At 56.6% G+C, this 14794-nt stretch carries 13 protein-coding genes and 3 pseudogenes; 5 read left to right on the top strand and 11 right to left on the bottom strand.

All coding sequences use genetic code 11. The features are described from left to right. Nucleotides 1-7: 7 nt before the first annotated feature. The gene (locus V1279_RS06785) at nucleotides 8-397 is read right to left on the bottom strand and encodes a hypothetical protein (protein ID WP_334433688.1); all 390 of its coding nucleotides are present in this window, start codon (nucleotides 395-397) and stop codon (nucleotides 8-10) included. Between the two features lie 316 nt (nucleotides 398-713). Between V1279_RS06785 and V1279_RS06780 the strand changes: the two genes are divergently transcribed. The 3 genes from V1279_RS06780 (at nucleotide 714) to V1279_RS06770 (ending at nucleotide 4824) form a co-directional block, all read left to right on the top strand. Further along, a complete protein-coding gene (locus V1279_RS06780; protein ID WP_334433686.1) occupies nucleotides 714-1031 on the top strand; it encodes a hypothetical protein in 318 nt (105 codons plus the stop codon). Nucleotides 1032-2101: 1070 nt separating this feature from the next. Then, entirely contained in the window at nucleotides 2102-2245 is a 144-nt protein-coding gene (locus V1279_RS06775; RefSeq protein WP_334433684.1) for a hypothetical protein, read from the top strand. A 44-nt stretch (nucleotides 2246-2289) separates the two neighbouring features. Beyond that, nucleotides 2290-4824 (top strand): NfrA family protein, encoded by a 2535-nt coding sequence (locus V1279_RS06770; RefSeq protein ID WP_334446241.1) that lies wholly within the window; start codon nucleotides 2290-2292, stop codon nucleotides 4822-4824. Between the two features lie 208 nt (nucleotides 4825-5032). Here the strand turns inward: V1279_RS06770 and V1279_RS06765 are convergent, their stop codons facing one another. From V1279_RS06765 to V1279_RS06755, 3 genes are all read right to left on the bottom strand, one after another. Beyond that, complete coding sequence (locus tag V1279_RS06765; RefSeq protein WP_334433682.1) at nucleotides 5033-5923, bottom strand: PEP-CTERM sorting domain-containing protein; 891 nt, start codon at nucleotides 5921-5923, stop codon at nucleotides 5033-5035. 391 nt (nucleotides 5924-6314) lie between these two features. Further along, on the bottom strand, nucleotides 6315-6587 hold the full coding sequence (locus V1279_RS06760; protein WP_334433680.1) for a hypothetical protein: 273 nt from the start codon (nucleotides 6585-6587) through the stop codon (nucleotides 6315-6317). A gap of 90 nt (nucleotides 6588-6677) precedes the next feature. Further along, nucleotides 6678-7334 (bottom strand): DUF642 domain-containing protein, encoded by a 657-nt coding sequence (locus V1279_RS06755; protein WP_334433679.1) that lies wholly within the window; start codon nucleotides 7332-7334, stop codon nucleotides 6678-6680. 508 nt (nucleotides 7335-7842) lie between these two features. Here V1279_RS06755 and V1279_RS37770 point away from each other — a divergent pair. Next, a pseudogene (locus tag V1279_RS37770) lies at nucleotides 7843-7941 on the top strand (PEPxxWA-CTERM sorting domain-containing protein); the annotation flags it as partial. 51 nt (nucleotides 7942-7992) lie between these two features. Here V1279_RS37770 and V1279_RS06745 read toward each other — a convergent pair. From V1279_RS06745 to V1279_RS06715, 7 genes and pseudogenes are all read right to left on the bottom strand, one after another. Continuing rightward, nucleotides 7993-8799: a hypothetical protein gene (locus V1279_RS06745; protein WP_334433677.1), complete on the bottom strand. Its 807-nt coding sequence runs from the start codon at nucleotides 8797-8799 to the stop codon at nucleotides 7993-7995. Nucleotides 8800-9515: 716 nt separating this feature from the next. Next, a pseudogene (locus V1279_RS06740) lies at nucleotides 9516-9866 on the bottom strand (IS5/IS1182 family transposase); the annotation flags it as partial. Between the two features lie 265 nt (nucleotides 9867-10131). Further along, nucleotides 10132-10233: pseudogene (locus tag V1279_RS37765) on the bottom strand (PEPxxWA-CTERM sorting domain-containing protein); the annotation flags it as partial. 666 nt (nucleotides 10234-10899) lie between these two features. After that, nucleotides 10900-11160 carry a hypothetical protein gene (locus V1279_RS06730; protein ID WP_334433675.1) on the bottom strand — a complete coding sequence of 87 codons (261 nt, stop codon included), beginning with the start codon at nucleotides 11158-11160 and terminating at the stop codon, nucleotides 10900-10902. 80 nt (nucleotides 11161-11240) lie between these two features. Then, nucleotides 11241-11450, bottom strand: a complete 210-nt coding sequence (locus V1279_RS06725) for a hypothetical protein (RefSeq protein WP_334433673.1) — start codon at nucleotides 11448-11450, stop codon at nucleotides 11241-11243. A gap of 421 nt (nucleotides 11451-11871) precedes the next feature. Next, the gene (locus tag V1279_RS06720) at nucleotides 11872-12036 is read right to left on the bottom strand and encodes a hypothetical protein (RefSeq protein WP_334433671.1); all 165 of its coding nucleotides are present in this window, start codon (nucleotides 12034-12036) and stop codon (nucleotides 11872-11874) included. A 171-nt stretch (nucleotides 12037-12207) separates the two neighbouring features. Further along, nucleotides 12208-13386, bottom strand: coding sequence for a glycosyltransferase family 2 protein (locus V1279_RS06715; protein WP_334433670.1), 1179 nt, complete (start codon nucleotides 13384-13386; stop codon nucleotides 12208-12210). Between the two features lie 191 nt (nucleotides 13387-13577). On the opposite strand from V1279_RS06715, the gene V1279_RS06710 reads away from it, so the two are divergent. Continuing rightward, nucleotides 13578-14777: a glycosyltransferase gene (locus tag V1279_RS06710; RefSeq protein WP_334433668.1), complete on the top strand. Its 1200-nt coding sequence runs from the start codon at nucleotides 13578-13580 to the stop codon at nucleotides 14775-14777. Nucleotides 14778-14794 lie beyond the last annotated feature (17 nt).

Genomic DNA, 14794 nt, shown 5'->3' with positions numbered 1-14794 from the left:
AATCCACTCAGACAACGCGCTCGCGTTTGCCGGATCGCGCAGCCGTCCGCGTCGCATCTTTCAGGTAGAGGAAAAGCTTGCAGCAGCCAAAAGCGCTTATCAGCGCCGGCGGAAGCATTACCGCGGCAAGCAGCAAGGGTGACATGCCCGAAGGGCCGGCCCATCTTTCAAACGACCAACCCAAAGCAAGATCGATGGAAACAACCAGCAAAGCGAGAGCAAGCAACGGCAAAAAGAGTCCCGTAAACATTGAAACCCAACCTGGCGCCGCTTTTGACCAATCGATGCCATCGAACTCCAGGTCATGCCGCATGCCTTCAGGGATGCCGGCCAAATCGGAATTGTCGCCTGACCCGACATCTCCAGAACCCGTGGTTCGCGGGACTGCACCATTCATCTTAGTAGCCATGATAATTGAACAACGTGATTGTCTTTAAAACCAATGATCGTACGCCTTGGCAACATCGGCAGTTATTGGCGGACCGGTACCGGCGGCATTCCGCCATGCTATAGCAGCGATTTGATACCGTTTATAGGTCGGAGCAGACTTAATTTGGGTTCCACATGAATCCGTCTGTGGAGATAATCTGTAGTAAAAATAGGGGCTGCGTCCGCACCCGCCTGATCCGATGGGGTCCGTCTGCTCGGCCCGCTATAATGATTTAAACCGCTTCTATTAATCTCAATACCGAGACCGTCTTCGGGCGATCGCCTTGATATTTGCGCGCGCCTCGCTGCGCTTCAAGGAGTTAAAGCAAAGCGAAATTCCGAGGTCGCGCTTCCCACGTGCCTCGACGATGATGAACAATTTCGAATCTGGCGCGTTATGCCCGACCAATCAGCGATCTGCAGCCGGTCGAGAGCGTACGGATGGTTATTCGAATCCTGTTCGTTTCATGGGCCGTTTTGCTGCTGGCATCGCAACTCATTTGCGGCTGCGCCACGTTCTTGCATTGGCTATCGGCAGGCTAACGGCCCCACGCAGCGATGATGTCGGCAGACAAGATCAGTACCAGGGCCACCAGCTGTAACGATACCGCGGATTACCGTAGTTGCCAGGTCCGGCGTACGGTCCATAGAAATTCTTGTCGCCATAAACCCATCTGGCGACGGGCCGTCGCACATTCGGTCGATAGCAGTTTCCCGCCTCGTCGCAGATGACCTTCGCGGCCGTGATCAACGAATCCGGGACAGGCTGACTATGGCTTAGAAGCGGCGCCGCATCGGCATTGGTAGCAATCAAAAGGCCGGCCGCCAGCACGGACGCACAGATCGTTCGCATGTTTCTTTCTCTCCTCGCGCGAATTTACCAGCTGCTTCGAAAAAACAGGACTCACACGGCTAACCCGCCGGCGATCAACTCCACCTCACCTGGCTACGGCCGACTCTATGTTTTGGTCTCACGTCCCCAGCGCAGTGTTCGGGTACTCGGCCTCACAGACAGCCCAACCGAAGCTCCTCTTGATCGAGCCTACCCGCTTGGCCGAATGCTGACTAGGTCTCCTACCCGTATTTTTCCAGGTTGTCGGCTAACGCGCCGCTACACCGGATGCCGAATGCCCGCCTGAACTGACGTGTCGCGCAGCGACTGAAGCGTTCCTCGCGGCGAGCCGCACCGCCCACATTTCAGAATGGAACATGGATCCGGCTGGGCCTCGATCGGCAACGCAACCGTCAGGCTGCCGCATTGTTCGCAAACCAGCTTGAATGTTTGGCCACCCATCAGGGTGACGCGCGTTTCAACGCCCATGTCGAATTTATCCGTTCAGACTGCAGCAATCTGCCATGATTGCACGGTTAAAAAATGCACAGTTAAAAATCTGTCAAGAACCGGCCCGTGCGCCGCTCACGGCTCAAAATCCCGGTTCCTGTTGCGTCCTGCAATGGCTGAGCGCATTTAACCCTAATGGGTGCCCATGCGATGAAGGCCAGGGCGGCAATACCAGCGATCTGAAAGCCTAGCTCCCGTTCTTCAATCTCATGCCGGGCTGCGAGGCACGCTGCGAATTGCGTAGGGGCGCTTCGATTTTCCACCGCTACTCGTCGCGATCGCCCGACATTACGCAGCAAAAACATCACAGCCTCCAAAAAAGTGAGAAAAATGAATGACATCAAGGCCTATCGCGCCTTGAAGAACCAAATCTCAGTTCCGCTGAATCAGCGTCTCGGTTACTGTTTAGCGTTAAAATTTAACGGGATTGGCGTAGCGCTGGTTGCATGGGGAATTGGGGCGGGAAATACCTGAACCAGACGGCATTTCGCGCGGCGCTGGGGGCGCTTTTGCTCGCCGTGGTTCTGTGCGCCGGTGCCAGTGCTCAGGTCGCTGATAACGGCCCTCCGCTGGAGGGGGACGCCTACACGGCGGCAGAAACCGCTTACAAGGCGTTCGGCCAGGGCGACTACAAGGCTTCCGCAACAAGCGCCGCAGAGGCTGTGGCGCTCCGTCCCGATCTCCTGCGCCTGCACCTTCTCCTGATCGATTCGCTGGTCGCCGCGGGTGACCTGACCCAGGCCGAGCAAGCAACAAAGACCGCATCGGCGGCGCTTGCCGGCAACCAGGATCTCGAAGGGCGGCAAGCCAATATTCGGCAGCGCCTCGCCCAGCGGCCGGCCAGTGAAGGCTACAAGGCGCTTGAAAAGGGCGATGCCAAGGCGGCAGTGCGGGCGGCGCGCAGCGCGGTCGAATATGCCCCGGACTCGATGTCCTACCGCCTGTTGTTGCTGAGCGCCCAGATCGCGGACAATGATTTGCCCGGCGCATTGGCGACCGCCACGGAAGCTATTGCGCTCGATCGGGCAGACTATGTCCCCCTGGTATGGCGTGGGTATATCAACCAGCGTCTGGGAAAGCGCACCGACGCCGTTTCTGACTTTAGCGCTGCTCTCGCGACGCCGGGCCTGACCGAGCCACAACAAAAGAATATCCGCCTGATCGCCGCGGATGCAGCTCTTGCATCGGGGGACTTCAACGCCGCGATAGACTTGTTAGGCAGCTATTCGCGAACCGATCCCAAGGTTATCACCCGACTGACCGACGCCGAAGGCGCACGCCAGCGCATCGGGGTGCTGCAGAGCAACGGCCGTAGCGTGCCAGCGCCGATACAGAACTGTTTAGCCAATGCCAGTGGCGTTCGCTGCGAGCTCGAGGCACCTCTGGTTTCGAGTATTCTGACTCCCGTTGCATCTGCTGAAGAGAAAGCTGCAGCAGAACTCTATGAGGCGAAAGAACGCGCCTATCGGGCCGAACGAGATAAGAACTACAAATTAGCCGTCGCTGAGGCGCGCAAAGCCGTGCAGATTGAGCCCGATGCCGTTGCGAGCCGGCTTCTGCTTGTCAACATCCTGATGTCTGCCGGCCGCCCCGGGGAGGCCGAGACAGAGGCTACCAAGGCAATCAATGCGGGGCATGCGAACGCTGAAATCTACGCGCAGCGCGGATATGCGAGGAGCAAGCTCAAGAATTTCAATGGTGCAATGTCGGACTGGGAAACCGCCCTGAGGCAAGGCCTTCCTTCTGGTCAAGCCCGCAACATCAGGCTTTCGCTCGCCGATGCCGCCTTGACTTCCAACGAGCCCTTGCGGGCATTGCGCGCGTTGCAGAAATTGGCCGTCAGCTATGACACGGCGATCCGCAAGGCCTATGCGCTGCAGGCGCTTGGACGAAAGGAAGAATCGCTTCCTGAGTTCAGGACAGCCGAACGGCTGGCAACCACGGCTGTCCAGAGAGACGGCGCGTTGCGGGCGCAGATCAACACCTTGGTCGAGCTAGACCGCAAACCAGAAGCCCGCGCCCTGTTCGATCAGGCGATAGCCCATGGCAAATTGACTTCCATCCGGGACGCTGACGTTGGCTACCTCGCCGCCGCCGTCGGCAATGATGAGATCGCGCTGGCGCGTTTCGATCGCGCGCATGCCCATGGACAATTGCCGGCTCGGGCCACGATCGATGCGGGATATACCGCCATGCGTCGCTTCGAAAATCCAAAAGCGATCGCGTATCTGATGGAAGGAATCGATGCCAAGGCAGACGGACGGATCGATATTGACGATCAAAAGCTGTTCGAGACGCGGCGGACGGTTTCCGATCTGGCTCGCGTGTGGGGCATCAATACTTCCGTTTCATACGGCAAAGTCGGTTCGGCGCCCAATCTGTTCCTGATAACAACGGCACCCAGCAGTTACACATCGCAATTGGGAACCGAGTTCTATTATCGCCCGGAAGGTTTCGGATACAGGAACGGCGCGATATTCGAGCTGTTCGGTCGCCTTTTCGAAACCCTTTATGACCAGTCCGGCGGCCCAACGGGCGGACGCACGACACAGGGCATGGTGGGCGCCCGCTGGAAACCGTTCTCGAATGCCAACCTGGTCTTTGAAGTCGACAGGCTTATTGCGCTTGGCGATGCGGCACGCGATGACACGCTGTTGCGCGCGCTCTACTCCTACACGGTCGGCACAGATCTGCGTGTTGTGGATGCGAGCTGGCCGACCTGGTACGTCTACGCGGAAGTGGATCGCTTCCTCGAGAAGCGACAGCTAGTGGCGATCATGGAAGGCCGCTTCGGACGAAGCTTCCGGCTCGATCCCATCAGCAGCAAACTGGTATTCTTCCCGCACGCCGTGCTGGCTGCAAACTACGACGATTCATTCGCAAACCGTTCTGCCTACTCGGTCGGCGCAGGTGGTTCGTTGCGCTACTGGTTCGGCGAGACAAAATACATGGCGCCGCCTTCCTACTGGGAATTGACGCTGCAATATCGCTGGCGCCTCGCCGGCGATCAGCGGGCCCAGGGCATCTTCGCTCAGACGTCGATAAATTATTGATTCGATGCCGCTGGACCTGGCTCCCGCTATCTGGTGCCGCTGGTACCAATCATGATTCACAGTCGCGGTTGTGCTTCACCCTCGCGCAGGGCGGTGTGGCTGGTCAAACGTCTGGATTCAGATCGATCAAGCGCAGCTTGCCACCTAAAACAAAAGCCACTTTGCGGTGGCTTTCACAACATAGCTTTATTTGCTCGCGAAACTCAGATCACGCCACCGCGAGGACGCGGCTGGCGTTACGGCGATACATGCCAAAACCCAACCCTGCGAATCCGATGATCATCATGATCCAGGTGGACGGCTCGGGCACAGCGGCGGTGAACTGCACCTCGCTCAACAGTATCCAGGGCTGTTTGTCTGGATCGTATGCACTGTTCTTGAAGTCGTTGATGCTATCGATGAAGCAGCTGTTGGGGTCCGGGCTGTCGCAACCGTATCCGACGACATGATTGTTGTAGTAGTTGATGCCATCCAGCAGCAAAGGCCCCCTGTTCAGGGTCAAGCTGAAGGTATCACTGGAAAGGATGGGCGAGGCAAAAGTAAGCGTGACAACTTCGGTTCCGTTGTACTTGTCGCCCAGATAGTCCGTAAAGGTTGTCGTATAGCTCGGCGTGAAATTCGTGTTGCCAGGTGTGGTGACCGACACGTCCACTGACGCTGGCTGACCGACAAGGCCTCCGAAGCCAAGCGAACCAGCGTACGAACTCGCTACGTACAATGTAATTGCACTAACGCTCTTGCCTGCCTCAAGGTTAAAAATGATCGTGGGATCTTGATATTTCCAGCCGACGTAGTCTTGGGGCACGAACGAGTAATTCTGGGTTGGAATGGTTTTGTCGGTCAGTTTGCCGGTTCCGCCTGTCAGCCAGGCTTCCTTGGCAGTCCCATTTGATGGCACGACCAATGAAGAGCCATTGGTATTCGCATTGGCTGGAACAGAATAGGTCGAATCGAAATAGTCGTAGTTGCCGTTTTGGGTCAGCCCATTGCCGTTGTTCATCTCGTAACTGGTCACACCAACCAGACCGGCGAACGCCGCCGTTGAACCAAGGAAGGCGCTCGATAGCGCAACCAGCAAGCTTGACCGAAAAGACAACATTATCAAAAACCTCAGGCGAGAACCGCTCGCTATCCGGAACCTGTTCTATCGTTAGCAACTGCTTAATGCAATCTGTGGCGGTGCCGCAGCACTTAACTGTAGGATTTAAAGTTAATTCTGCGAATCCACAAGGCTGTTCTTAATCTATTGGAAAATATGCTTTTTTAGCCGTCCGGCGCAAGCTCCGGACCGGACAATTAATCAAGAAGGCGTTATTTGATTATTTGAAATGAATATCCCGCTTTGGCCGGGATCACCAGATCGAGACGTTCTGATTCGCGTTTTGCAGAAAAACAAATGGGTTCGTTTTGCGGGGGCTCCTCGTTTGATGGATCCGATCGTTCTGGCGCGTATGGCTGCCATGGCTCCACTGTTGCCGCCGCCCGCTTGCCTACTTATCGACCACCCCTGCTTGCAGCGACAGGATTCGGCACCGGCGAAAACTCGAATGTATAGCCATCGGCCCCCCCCGAAAAATGAAGAAGCCGCGATCGGTGACCACGATATCGCCTTTCTGAAGCAGGCTATCATTCATGGCCATTTCCGAAGCGATTCGCTCGACCTCAGCCAACGAGGGCGGCGGTCGTTTGATTCGGCCGCGCTCCTGCGCATACGCCGCTGCGCTCAGAAGCAAAGCGAGCAAGACAATGAAGGCTTTCCACATGGCTTTCTGACACGGGAGCGGGCGGCATCCGTATAACAAAAAAGCCGCCTCAAGGGCGGCTTTTTTCAACTTGCGTGGTCAGTTGCGCGATCAAGCAACCCGCAGGGCCGCTTCCGATTTACGGCGGTAGGCGACAAAACCAACACCGAGGAATCCAAGGATCATCATCGCCCAAGTCGATGGTTCGGGAATGGCCGTTATGGAAACGTCGCCAATCACCGGGCCATAAGGATTGTTCGAAGGCGTATTGAGGCTCGCAAAGTTAAGCGTGGCATCCCCGCCGGCCCAGGTGAATATGTACGACTCGAGCGCGTAACTCATATTCAACTTATTGCCGACCACAGGATACGCATAGTCCTGAGCAGCCGAACCGGTAACGCTAACTTCAAGGCTCTTCTCGGGCGGAGCGCCGTCCGGGTTTCCGGAAAGTGCAAACGTCACCTTGTAAGTTCCAGCCGCCAAACCAAACAGCGTCTGGCTAATGGCGCCGACGCTATTACCGTCAAGGTCTACCGATCCGCCACCGGGGGTCGGAGGCGTCCAGTAATTGCCAATCCAATCCACGCTGCCTGAAGTAACGGTCCACGCATTATTCGCACCGAAGGTGTTGCCGGTACCAATCGTCTGAAATGTGCCGGATGCGCCGGCAAAATTGCCATCGACGATAACTGCGGCATGACCGGCTACCGAAAAGCCAACGAGACCAGCCAGCGCGATAGCAGTGAGCCCTAACTTCCTGAACGACATCTAGTGCTCCAATTGCAAGCCCAAGCAGTATTAACAACCAGTTAGCTTTAAAGGTCGACAAGCGTCAAGGGATGGACAATTAAATTCTTCTTACGGAGAATTTAAATGATTCGCTATGGACGGCCAGACATAAAGGCTGATCGGGTCCCGGCAAATGTTCGGTGTTTGGAATCCTTCGTTGCTCGCGGGCCTTCTTGGGCAAGCTTGGGGAAATCCGGCAACGACGGCAGCACGCAACTCGCTCTTTCGTGGAAATGCCCTGCCTTTCAATCGCCGAAGAAAGACAGGGATCGCCGCGAAAGCAACTATCGCCAGGCAAAACGCCACGGGGCTGACGGTCTCGTTCAATCCTCAAAGCATTTTCCTTCGCGACTGCGACGATCCACGACCGCTTAACCAGGGCCCTGTCCGCCAAAGACAACCTGAATTTTTGCAACCCGTGCAGCAGCGCGAGGCAAGCCGCCCAGAGGCGGCTCTCATACGCATCCCAAAAGGCGATACCAGTGCGGTGCCCGAACCCTCGACATGGGCTATGATGATCCTGGGTTTCGCTGGGGTTGGCTTCACTGCATATCAGCGACGCAAGATCGCAGTGCTCGCCGCCTGATCAGATCAAGGATCACGAATAATCGCCTTCAAGCGGTCTTTGTCGTTTTCATTACCGGATTTTTGCGAACGTCACTTTTTGTGTCCGTTGACCTTGGCTATTCGTCTCCGCCTCAACGCCTGTTAGCTTGCCTGAATAGTAATAAGGTTGTGCTGACTTCGCCGAAGCGTCAGTTGAAAAGGCGTAATAAAGCGTCACCGCTTTGTCGTTTAAGGATTGCCCTACGATATAACCGACCAATGCGTGCTCGAACGAATGATAAGCGTTTTTCCATTCCCACTGCTTTGGCTGCTTTCGCACCGGTAGATGCGTCCTGCCGTCAACGCCATTCCACACTTCGCCATGCTCGGCATCTACAAATCGACTGAACCAATATTCATACGCGCTAGGCAGGTATTGCCGAAAGTTGGGATCAGTTATCGCCAATGTCCCCGCCAGTTGATTGAGTTCGGCGTATATCCACCATGACTTGCTAATGTCGACATTCCCTCCCGGCAGCACTCCGTTAGCCCAGCAGCCACAGTCGGCAATATAAGCGCGGGCAAGTAAGGATCGGGCATTGTCTTGCGCGAAATCCACCAGATCCTTGCGCCCCGTCAACAACCCCGTCCATCGGATCATCCAGAGCGCCTTTGCGCTGTGTCCAAAGTCCGTAGGCGTCGTCGTTAGATCCTTATCAATCGGTCGATTGGCCGATCGAAAAAACAACTTTTCGCCGGGTGAATAGAACTGATCGATCATGACTTTTGCAAGCTGGACTAGGCTTGCTTTCCACTCGCGCTGAACCTCGTCGGGGAGGATTGGAGCAAGCAAGACCAAGTACGTGTTCATTTGGTCCAGCTGCGCAACCAATTGCATGTCTTCGCGGATACTCCCCGCTCGAAAGACCAGCTGCGCATTGAAGGGCGCCTGAGGGAACGGAGTATTTTTCGAAGATGTAATTCTTCACCGCGAGGATATCGACAAGCACGTCAGGGTCGCGCGTCAAGTAATAATAGAATGACATCCCGAGGAGGCCATAGGCGAGCTGTTGCGGTGTTCGAAGGCCTGGTGCTGGTCCCCATGTATCTTTGGAAAGATTCTGCGTCGGCGCCATGCCTCCATGTGTACGGTCCATGGCGTTTTGACGGATAAAATCTATCCCGGTCTTCATTGAATCGAGATACGCGCGATTACCGGTAAGATGAAAAGCTACGCCATAGCCAAAAGATTGACGAGAGAGGGCCACCAAGTACCGTTCTTGTGGCGATCTATTAGCCCCGATCTCAGGACAAGGTTTCCGCTCATTGTAGAGGGTCCCATCATCACATCTTATCGAGGGAAAGGCGCCTGGTGTTTTCCCGAATGCAGCTTCATTCGTCCAGAACGGGAGCAACTCCTTATTGAGATGATCAAGCCAGCGACTACCTGGTGGGACCGGCTGCTGCGCCCATGCCGGAAAGCACAACAGGGAAAACAGCCACAACACCGATATGATTGGGCATTTCATTGTAGGCTACTCAACTGAAGAAATGACTGAATGAAATAGCTCTTTGCGATGGTGAGCTTGTCTACCCCATTTTCAATGTCAATCCTCTATCTCTCTTCCCCCGCGCGATGCCCGGGGTGGCTATGGCTGGCGGAGGACGCGCGACACAGAAACAGGCATAGCTGGCATCCAGCCCGACTGTGCCAACATCGAAGCCGAAGCGCTGTCGTTGGCGGTCGAGCCTGCCGAGATAGACGATCGAGTCATGCAAGTTGGCGGGAATGGCGTAGGTATCGGTGATGATGCAAAGCCTGCCATTCACCGTACGGTGATCGAGATAGAAGAAGCCCATCGGCTTGCCCTCGCGCGCCATGTAGCCGGCATCTGGATCGGTCCGCGAGACCTTGGTCTCCTTCTCGGCCAGCTGGCGCTCCTTGTCCGGCATCGGCCTCTTGCCGCCTTTGCGGTTGCGATCGCCACCTCATTGGCTCGCTCGTCCGGCCGGGTAGGCCTCGTTATCCGGTGTTTGTCCATCGGGCCGCGGCTTTGCTCCACGCTTTCTTCAGACCCCACCTCGCGGTGACACCCTTGCGCTTCGCTAGTCCTTCGCCGTCATCAGGCTGGACAGAGGACTTCCACCTCCAAGCTGTCGCTCGTACTCGGCACACCAAAGAAAAAGCCGCCTCACGGCGGCTTTCAATTATGTGCTGGGATTTATGGGCTCAGGCGAGACGTAATGCTGCCGCTGATTTCCGTCGATAAGCGACGAATCCCACGCCCAGGAAACCGAGAATCATCATGGCCCACGTGGACGGCTCCGGAACGGCCGTCAAAACGACATCGTCCAAAATATTGCCCTGCTGATTCGAAGGCCCGGTTTCCGTAAACTGCAACGCTCCACCAATAGCGGTTGTGAACGTAAAGGAATAAGGCGTGAGCGGATCACCCGACGTGAGCGTAATTGCTTGTGAGAAATCTCCAAGACTTACCACTGTCTCCTGAGCCGGTGCATTTCTGTGATTTCCGCCCAACAAAAACGAGACGGTGTAGGTACCAGGCCCAAAGGACAATACCGAGGTAATCTGACCAGCAGGGTCATTCCCATTGCCTGTCGTTCCGTCGAGATCAAGATAACTTCCGTGACCTGGGAAAAAATCATACGAACCGCCGACGCCGATGAGATCGACCGAGCCGGGGGGCGATGTTGGTTTGAAGACCGCGTCCCCCGCCCAGTTGAGAGTATCACCCGGGCCGGACGAGTTGAAATTGTCTTGGAGTACGACGGCTGCGTAACCGCTCTGCGGTGCTGCCGCCGCCATCAAAAGAACCGTTGCCGCGAGCACGAATTTCGAGTTCATAATGCCCTCCCTCGCAATAATTAAAACTACTTTCCTTTAACTTAACTGAAATTAAACTACTTTTAATAGCGTGTCAAAGGTGCCGCCGCCAAATAGGTTGCCGCTGAACGTCGGGCGGTGCCTGGGCGGAGATTACCGGCCTAGTTTGCCGGGATTGGGCACCCTTGTGAACTCGTTGGTCACGCCGTCGGGTGCCGGCCCGCGAAAAACGAAAAAGCCCCGGTCGGTGACGACAATGTCCCCCTTCTGAAGCAGGCTGTCGTTCATGGCCATTTCCGAGGCAATCCGCTCGGCCTCAGCGGCAGATGGCGGCGGCCGCCTAATGCGACCGCTCTCTGCATACGCCGCCGAACTCAACATCAAGGCGGCCGAGACGACGAACGCTTTCCACATGGCTCTCTACACCAGAAGCCGACGGTTATCTGTACAACAAAAAGCCGTCTCGGCGGCTTTTCCAAATCGTGGCCGAACGCTCAGAAATTTGCTCGGACCTTGGCCATCCCCGAGCATACCGTGGCGGCGAACCTGTTTTCCGGGCCTGTTTCCGGGTCGGCGTCGGGCCCGCTATCAACCCCGTCCGATTGGCCGCGCAGTGCTCTTTCGAGCTGAAGCCAATCGCTCTCCTTGATCTCGGTCGATTCATTCAGCGCCGCAAGCAGCGCGCTCGTCAGCCTATCCGGCATAGGTCCCATCCTCTCATGCCACCCGGCAGCCCATCCCGGCGGTCACAAGCCCGAAGAAAAACGGCGACGCAACCTACCCCAGGACGCTCGTCGCTCCGACACTATCTGGATGGGAACCCGACCGCGCAGCGATTCGCAAGCCGGCTACCCCGCTTGGCCATACCTTTTTCCAACTGGGTGACAAATAGCGCCCGTAGCCGGGGAAGCGGCCTTGGAACCCGCCTTGCGCGGGACCACCGTGCAAGGGACTGAATATGGTCAGGCTGGACGGTGCACCCACGCCGATGGCGGACATCCGGGCGCGCCAGCTAAGCCCCCAAAAGCCATCCCACGCCGGCAAATATCGCCCACAGCCAGCCGACCATGGCGATCCCGATCGCCGCCAGATAAAGCGGCGGAGCCAACCCCTGACCGAACTTTTTCATTGTGAACTTTGCAAAGCTTCCGCCTCGGACAAGCGCTCGCGAAGGCGTCGTAATTCCAGGTACCGCTCCGTAATGCTGACAGCCGTGGGCTTTTTCAACGCCTTCTTCGGCTTCTTTGATTTCGGCAGAACATCCACGGTCGTGCGGTTGCGCGCATTCATGGGTACCCCCTGCTCCTGCCTGAGAAACTCAAGCAAACGATGTGCCAGTCAAACTCGGGTGATGCGACCAGAACATCAGACTAATCTTTGTCGGCGCGTTTTTATTGGAGTTCGATAACGCTTGCGTGACCCGTTTGGGGGAAGTCGCGGAAAAAATCCGCGAGCCTGTTGTTAATTTGGGGTTGATCGGTCGGTCCGTATCCATTGGGACGCGGTGCCGCCTATCAACATCCGGCCGTAGAACTGAATTTTTTTCAATGCAAAAGTGCCAAACGATAATGCCTCATGCGCAGGAAAAACCTGACGTCCAAATTTAAACCAAGCCAGAGCAACACATAGGAAAAATCCAACGAGATTGCCGCCTGCGATCAAGGTGGGCAGCCACGGCCCTCCAAGCAGTGCAACGGACGAAGTCAGGACCATCGTCCCGACGATTAATAGCGCCAGGAGAGAGAGCGGCGGCACCAGAAGATCGAGCGCCAGCGCAAGGACCTTTATGTCGCCGCGCATTAACCCGACAGCGAGAAGTCGCGGGACGAATTTCCCGATTGTGGCGAGATGACCCTGTACCCAGCGCTGACGCTGACTCTCGGTCCCCTTGGCGCTTGTGGGGAACGTGCTGGTAACGCTCACGAACGGAAAGAAGTACGGAGCTTTGCCTATTTCCGCCAGATCGAGCCCCAGCTTCAAATCCTCCACGAGGTGCCCGCTAGCCAGTGGGACGGAGCTGATCGCATTCCACGGAAACATCATTCCTGTCCCCATCAGTTGAACGGGGCCATGAAGGTTTCTTAGTCCAAGAGGACGAATCCAGTTCCTGAGAATCCAGGCGAACTCCGCGAAGCTGTGATTAATGGGCGAATTTTCAGCGCTTCGCATCATGAACAGCGCTTGTACCGGCCGCTGAACCTGCTGACAGGTTCGCTTGAGCCCTTCGATCAAGTCGGCCTGGAGCCGGCAATCGGCATCGACAAAGAGAACAAAATCGGGCGGGTCCTGGCTAAGATGGGTTATGCCCCACCCCATCGCGAATCCCTTGCCAATTCTGTCGGGGTCGTTGCGGACAATGACCTCGGCACCCGATGCGGCCGCAACCGCCGCGGTGTCGTCGGTGCAGTTATCGGCAATGACGATAAGGCGGTCTCCAGCGCCAAGCTGCGCCTTGATATCTTGCAGCGTTGGAGTAAGTCCCAAGCTTTCATTGTGCGCAGGGACAATTACTGCAACACGCTTCTCGATATTTAATTCTTTGGCCTCGAAAGGCTCCAGCTTTGGCGCCTTGAGAGCTGCAAGGACTTCGACCAGCAGGACAGCGACGGGAACGCTGAGCAACCCAGCCAGTGCGGCCAAGATCAACATTTCATAAATACCGATCTCGAAACGTTTGACTTAACGCTTTTGCAAAAAAAGTGAGTATGGAAGTCAGGTATAAATATCCTGTTTCCCTCTCGATTACTACTATATTTCCCAAATAGATAAATAGGACGCGGGCCCGTATTTTATCGGGCCTACTTTCGGATAAGTCAGGCAGAGCACCCTTTATGAAGATCGCCTATCTGGTTAACCATTATCCGGCGATCAGCCACAGTTTCATTCGGCGCGAAATCCTGGCGCTCGAACGCCTGGGCCACGAGATCCTGCGAATTTCGGTCCGGGGCTGGGCCGATGCGCAGCGCGGCGCCGAAGATCAGTTGGAGCAGGCCCGCACACGTTACGTCCTGCGCGGCGGCGCGGTGCCGCTACTGGTTTCATTCCTGCGCATTGTGGCAACCAACCCCGCCGGCCTGTTTCGCGCGATCGTCCTAACGTTCAAGGTCGGTCTGCGGGCGGAGCGCCCCCTCCCCGTTCATCTGATTTATCTGTTCGAGGCGTGCCAGGTGGCGCTGTGGCTGCGCAGCGACAAGGCGCAGCACCTGCACGTTCATTTCGGAACCAATTCCGCCGAAGTCGCGATGCTGGTCCACGAACTGGGAGGGCCACCGTGGAGCTTTACCGCCCACGGCCCCGAAGAATTCGACAAGCCGAAGTTCATCGCGTTGCCTGAGAAAATCCGGCGGGCTCGTTTTGTCGTCGCGGTCAGTTCATTCGGACGGAGCCAGCTCTTTCGCAATGTCCCCCACTCCTATTGGCCCAAGATAAAGGTGGTGCATTGCGGGCTTGAACCAGCCTTCTATCAAACCAATGCCACCACGGCGGCGGGCGGCGAACGGCGATTGGTTTGCGTGGGCCGCCTGTGTGAACAGAAGGGGCAGTTGCTTCTGATCGAGGCGGCGCGGCTGCTGGCGGAGCGCGGGGCAAAGTTCGAATTGGTGCTTGCCGGCGATGGTGAAATGCGCGGCGAGATCGAGGCGCTCGTCGCAAAGTACAGGCTGACGGGTATCGTGCGGATAACAGGCTGGATCAGTAGCGACGAGGTTCGTTCCGAAATTCTCGCAGCCCGGGCGCTGGTGTTGCCGAGCTTCGCCGAAGGCCTGCCGGTCGTCATCATGGAAGCCATGGCGTTGCGCAGACCGGTCATCACAACGTTCGTCGCCGGCATCCCCGAACTGATTCAGCATGGCGAGCACGGCTGGCTGATTCCTGCCGGCGATCTCGAGAGTTTGGCCGCGGCAATGGAGCAATGTCTCGGCACGGCGCCGGAAGCGATCACGCGAATGGGAGAAAGTGCCCGTCAGCGGGTCCTGCAACGCCATGATGTGGACAAGGAAGCGGCTAAGCTGGCCGAACTGATCGAAGCCTAGTCCGGGCAGTTGGGCCG

Source organism: Bradyrhizobium sp. AZCC 1610 (genome assembly GCF_036924515.1).
Classification (GTDB): Bacteria; Pseudomonadota; Alphaproteobacteria; order Rhizobiales; family Xanthobacteraceae; genus Bradyrhizobium.
Note: the sequence above shows the minus strand (reverse complement) of the source record. Positions and strands in the feature narration are given on the sequence as shown.

What these genes read in the sequence shown, in the direction of transcription:
- V1279_RS06785 (WP_334433688.1), bottom strand. Translation starts at nt 397, where the DNA reads ATGAATGGTGCAGTCCCGCGAACCACGGGTTCTGGAGATGTCGGGTCA.
- V1279_RS06775 (WP_334433684.1), top strand. Translation starts at nt 2,102, where the DNA reads ATGAATGACATCAAGGCCTATCGCGCCTTGAAGAACCAAATCTCAGTT.
- V1279_RS06765 (WP_334433682.1), bottom strand. Translation starts at nt 5,923, where the DNA reads ATGTTGTCTTTTCGGTCAAGCTTGCTGGTTGCGCTATCGAGCGCCTTC.
- V1279_RS06760 (WP_334433680.1), bottom strand. Translation starts at nt 6,587, where the DNA reads ATGTGGAAAGCCTTCATTGTCTTGCTCGCTTTGCTTCTGAGCGCAGCG.
- V1279_RS06755 (WP_334433679.1), bottom strand. Translation starts at nt 7,334, where the DNA reads ATGTCGTTCAGGAAGTTAGGGCTCACTGCTATCGCGCTGGCTGGTCTC.
- V1279_RS06745 (WP_334433677.1), bottom strand. Translation starts at nt 8,799, where the DNA reads ATGCAATTGGTTGCGCAGCTGGACCAAATGAACACGTACTTGGTCTTG.
- V1279_RS06730 (WP_334433675.1), bottom strand. Translation starts at nt 11,160, where the DNA reads ATGTGGAAAGCGTTCGTCGTCTCGGCCGCCTTGATGTTGAGTTCGGCG.
- V1279_RS06725 (WP_334433673.1), bottom strand. Translation starts at nt 11,450, where the DNA reads ATGCCGGATAGGCTGACGAGCGCGCTGCTTGCGGCGCTGAATGAATCG.
- V1279_RS06720 (WP_334433671.1), bottom strand. Translation starts at nt 12,036, where the DNA reads ATGAATGCGCGCAACCGCACGACCGTGGATGTTCTGCCGAAATCAAAG.
- V1279_RS06710 (WP_334433668.1), top strand. Translation starts at nt 13,578, where the DNA reads ATGAAGATCGCCTATCTGGTTAACCATTATCCGGCGATCAGCCACAGT.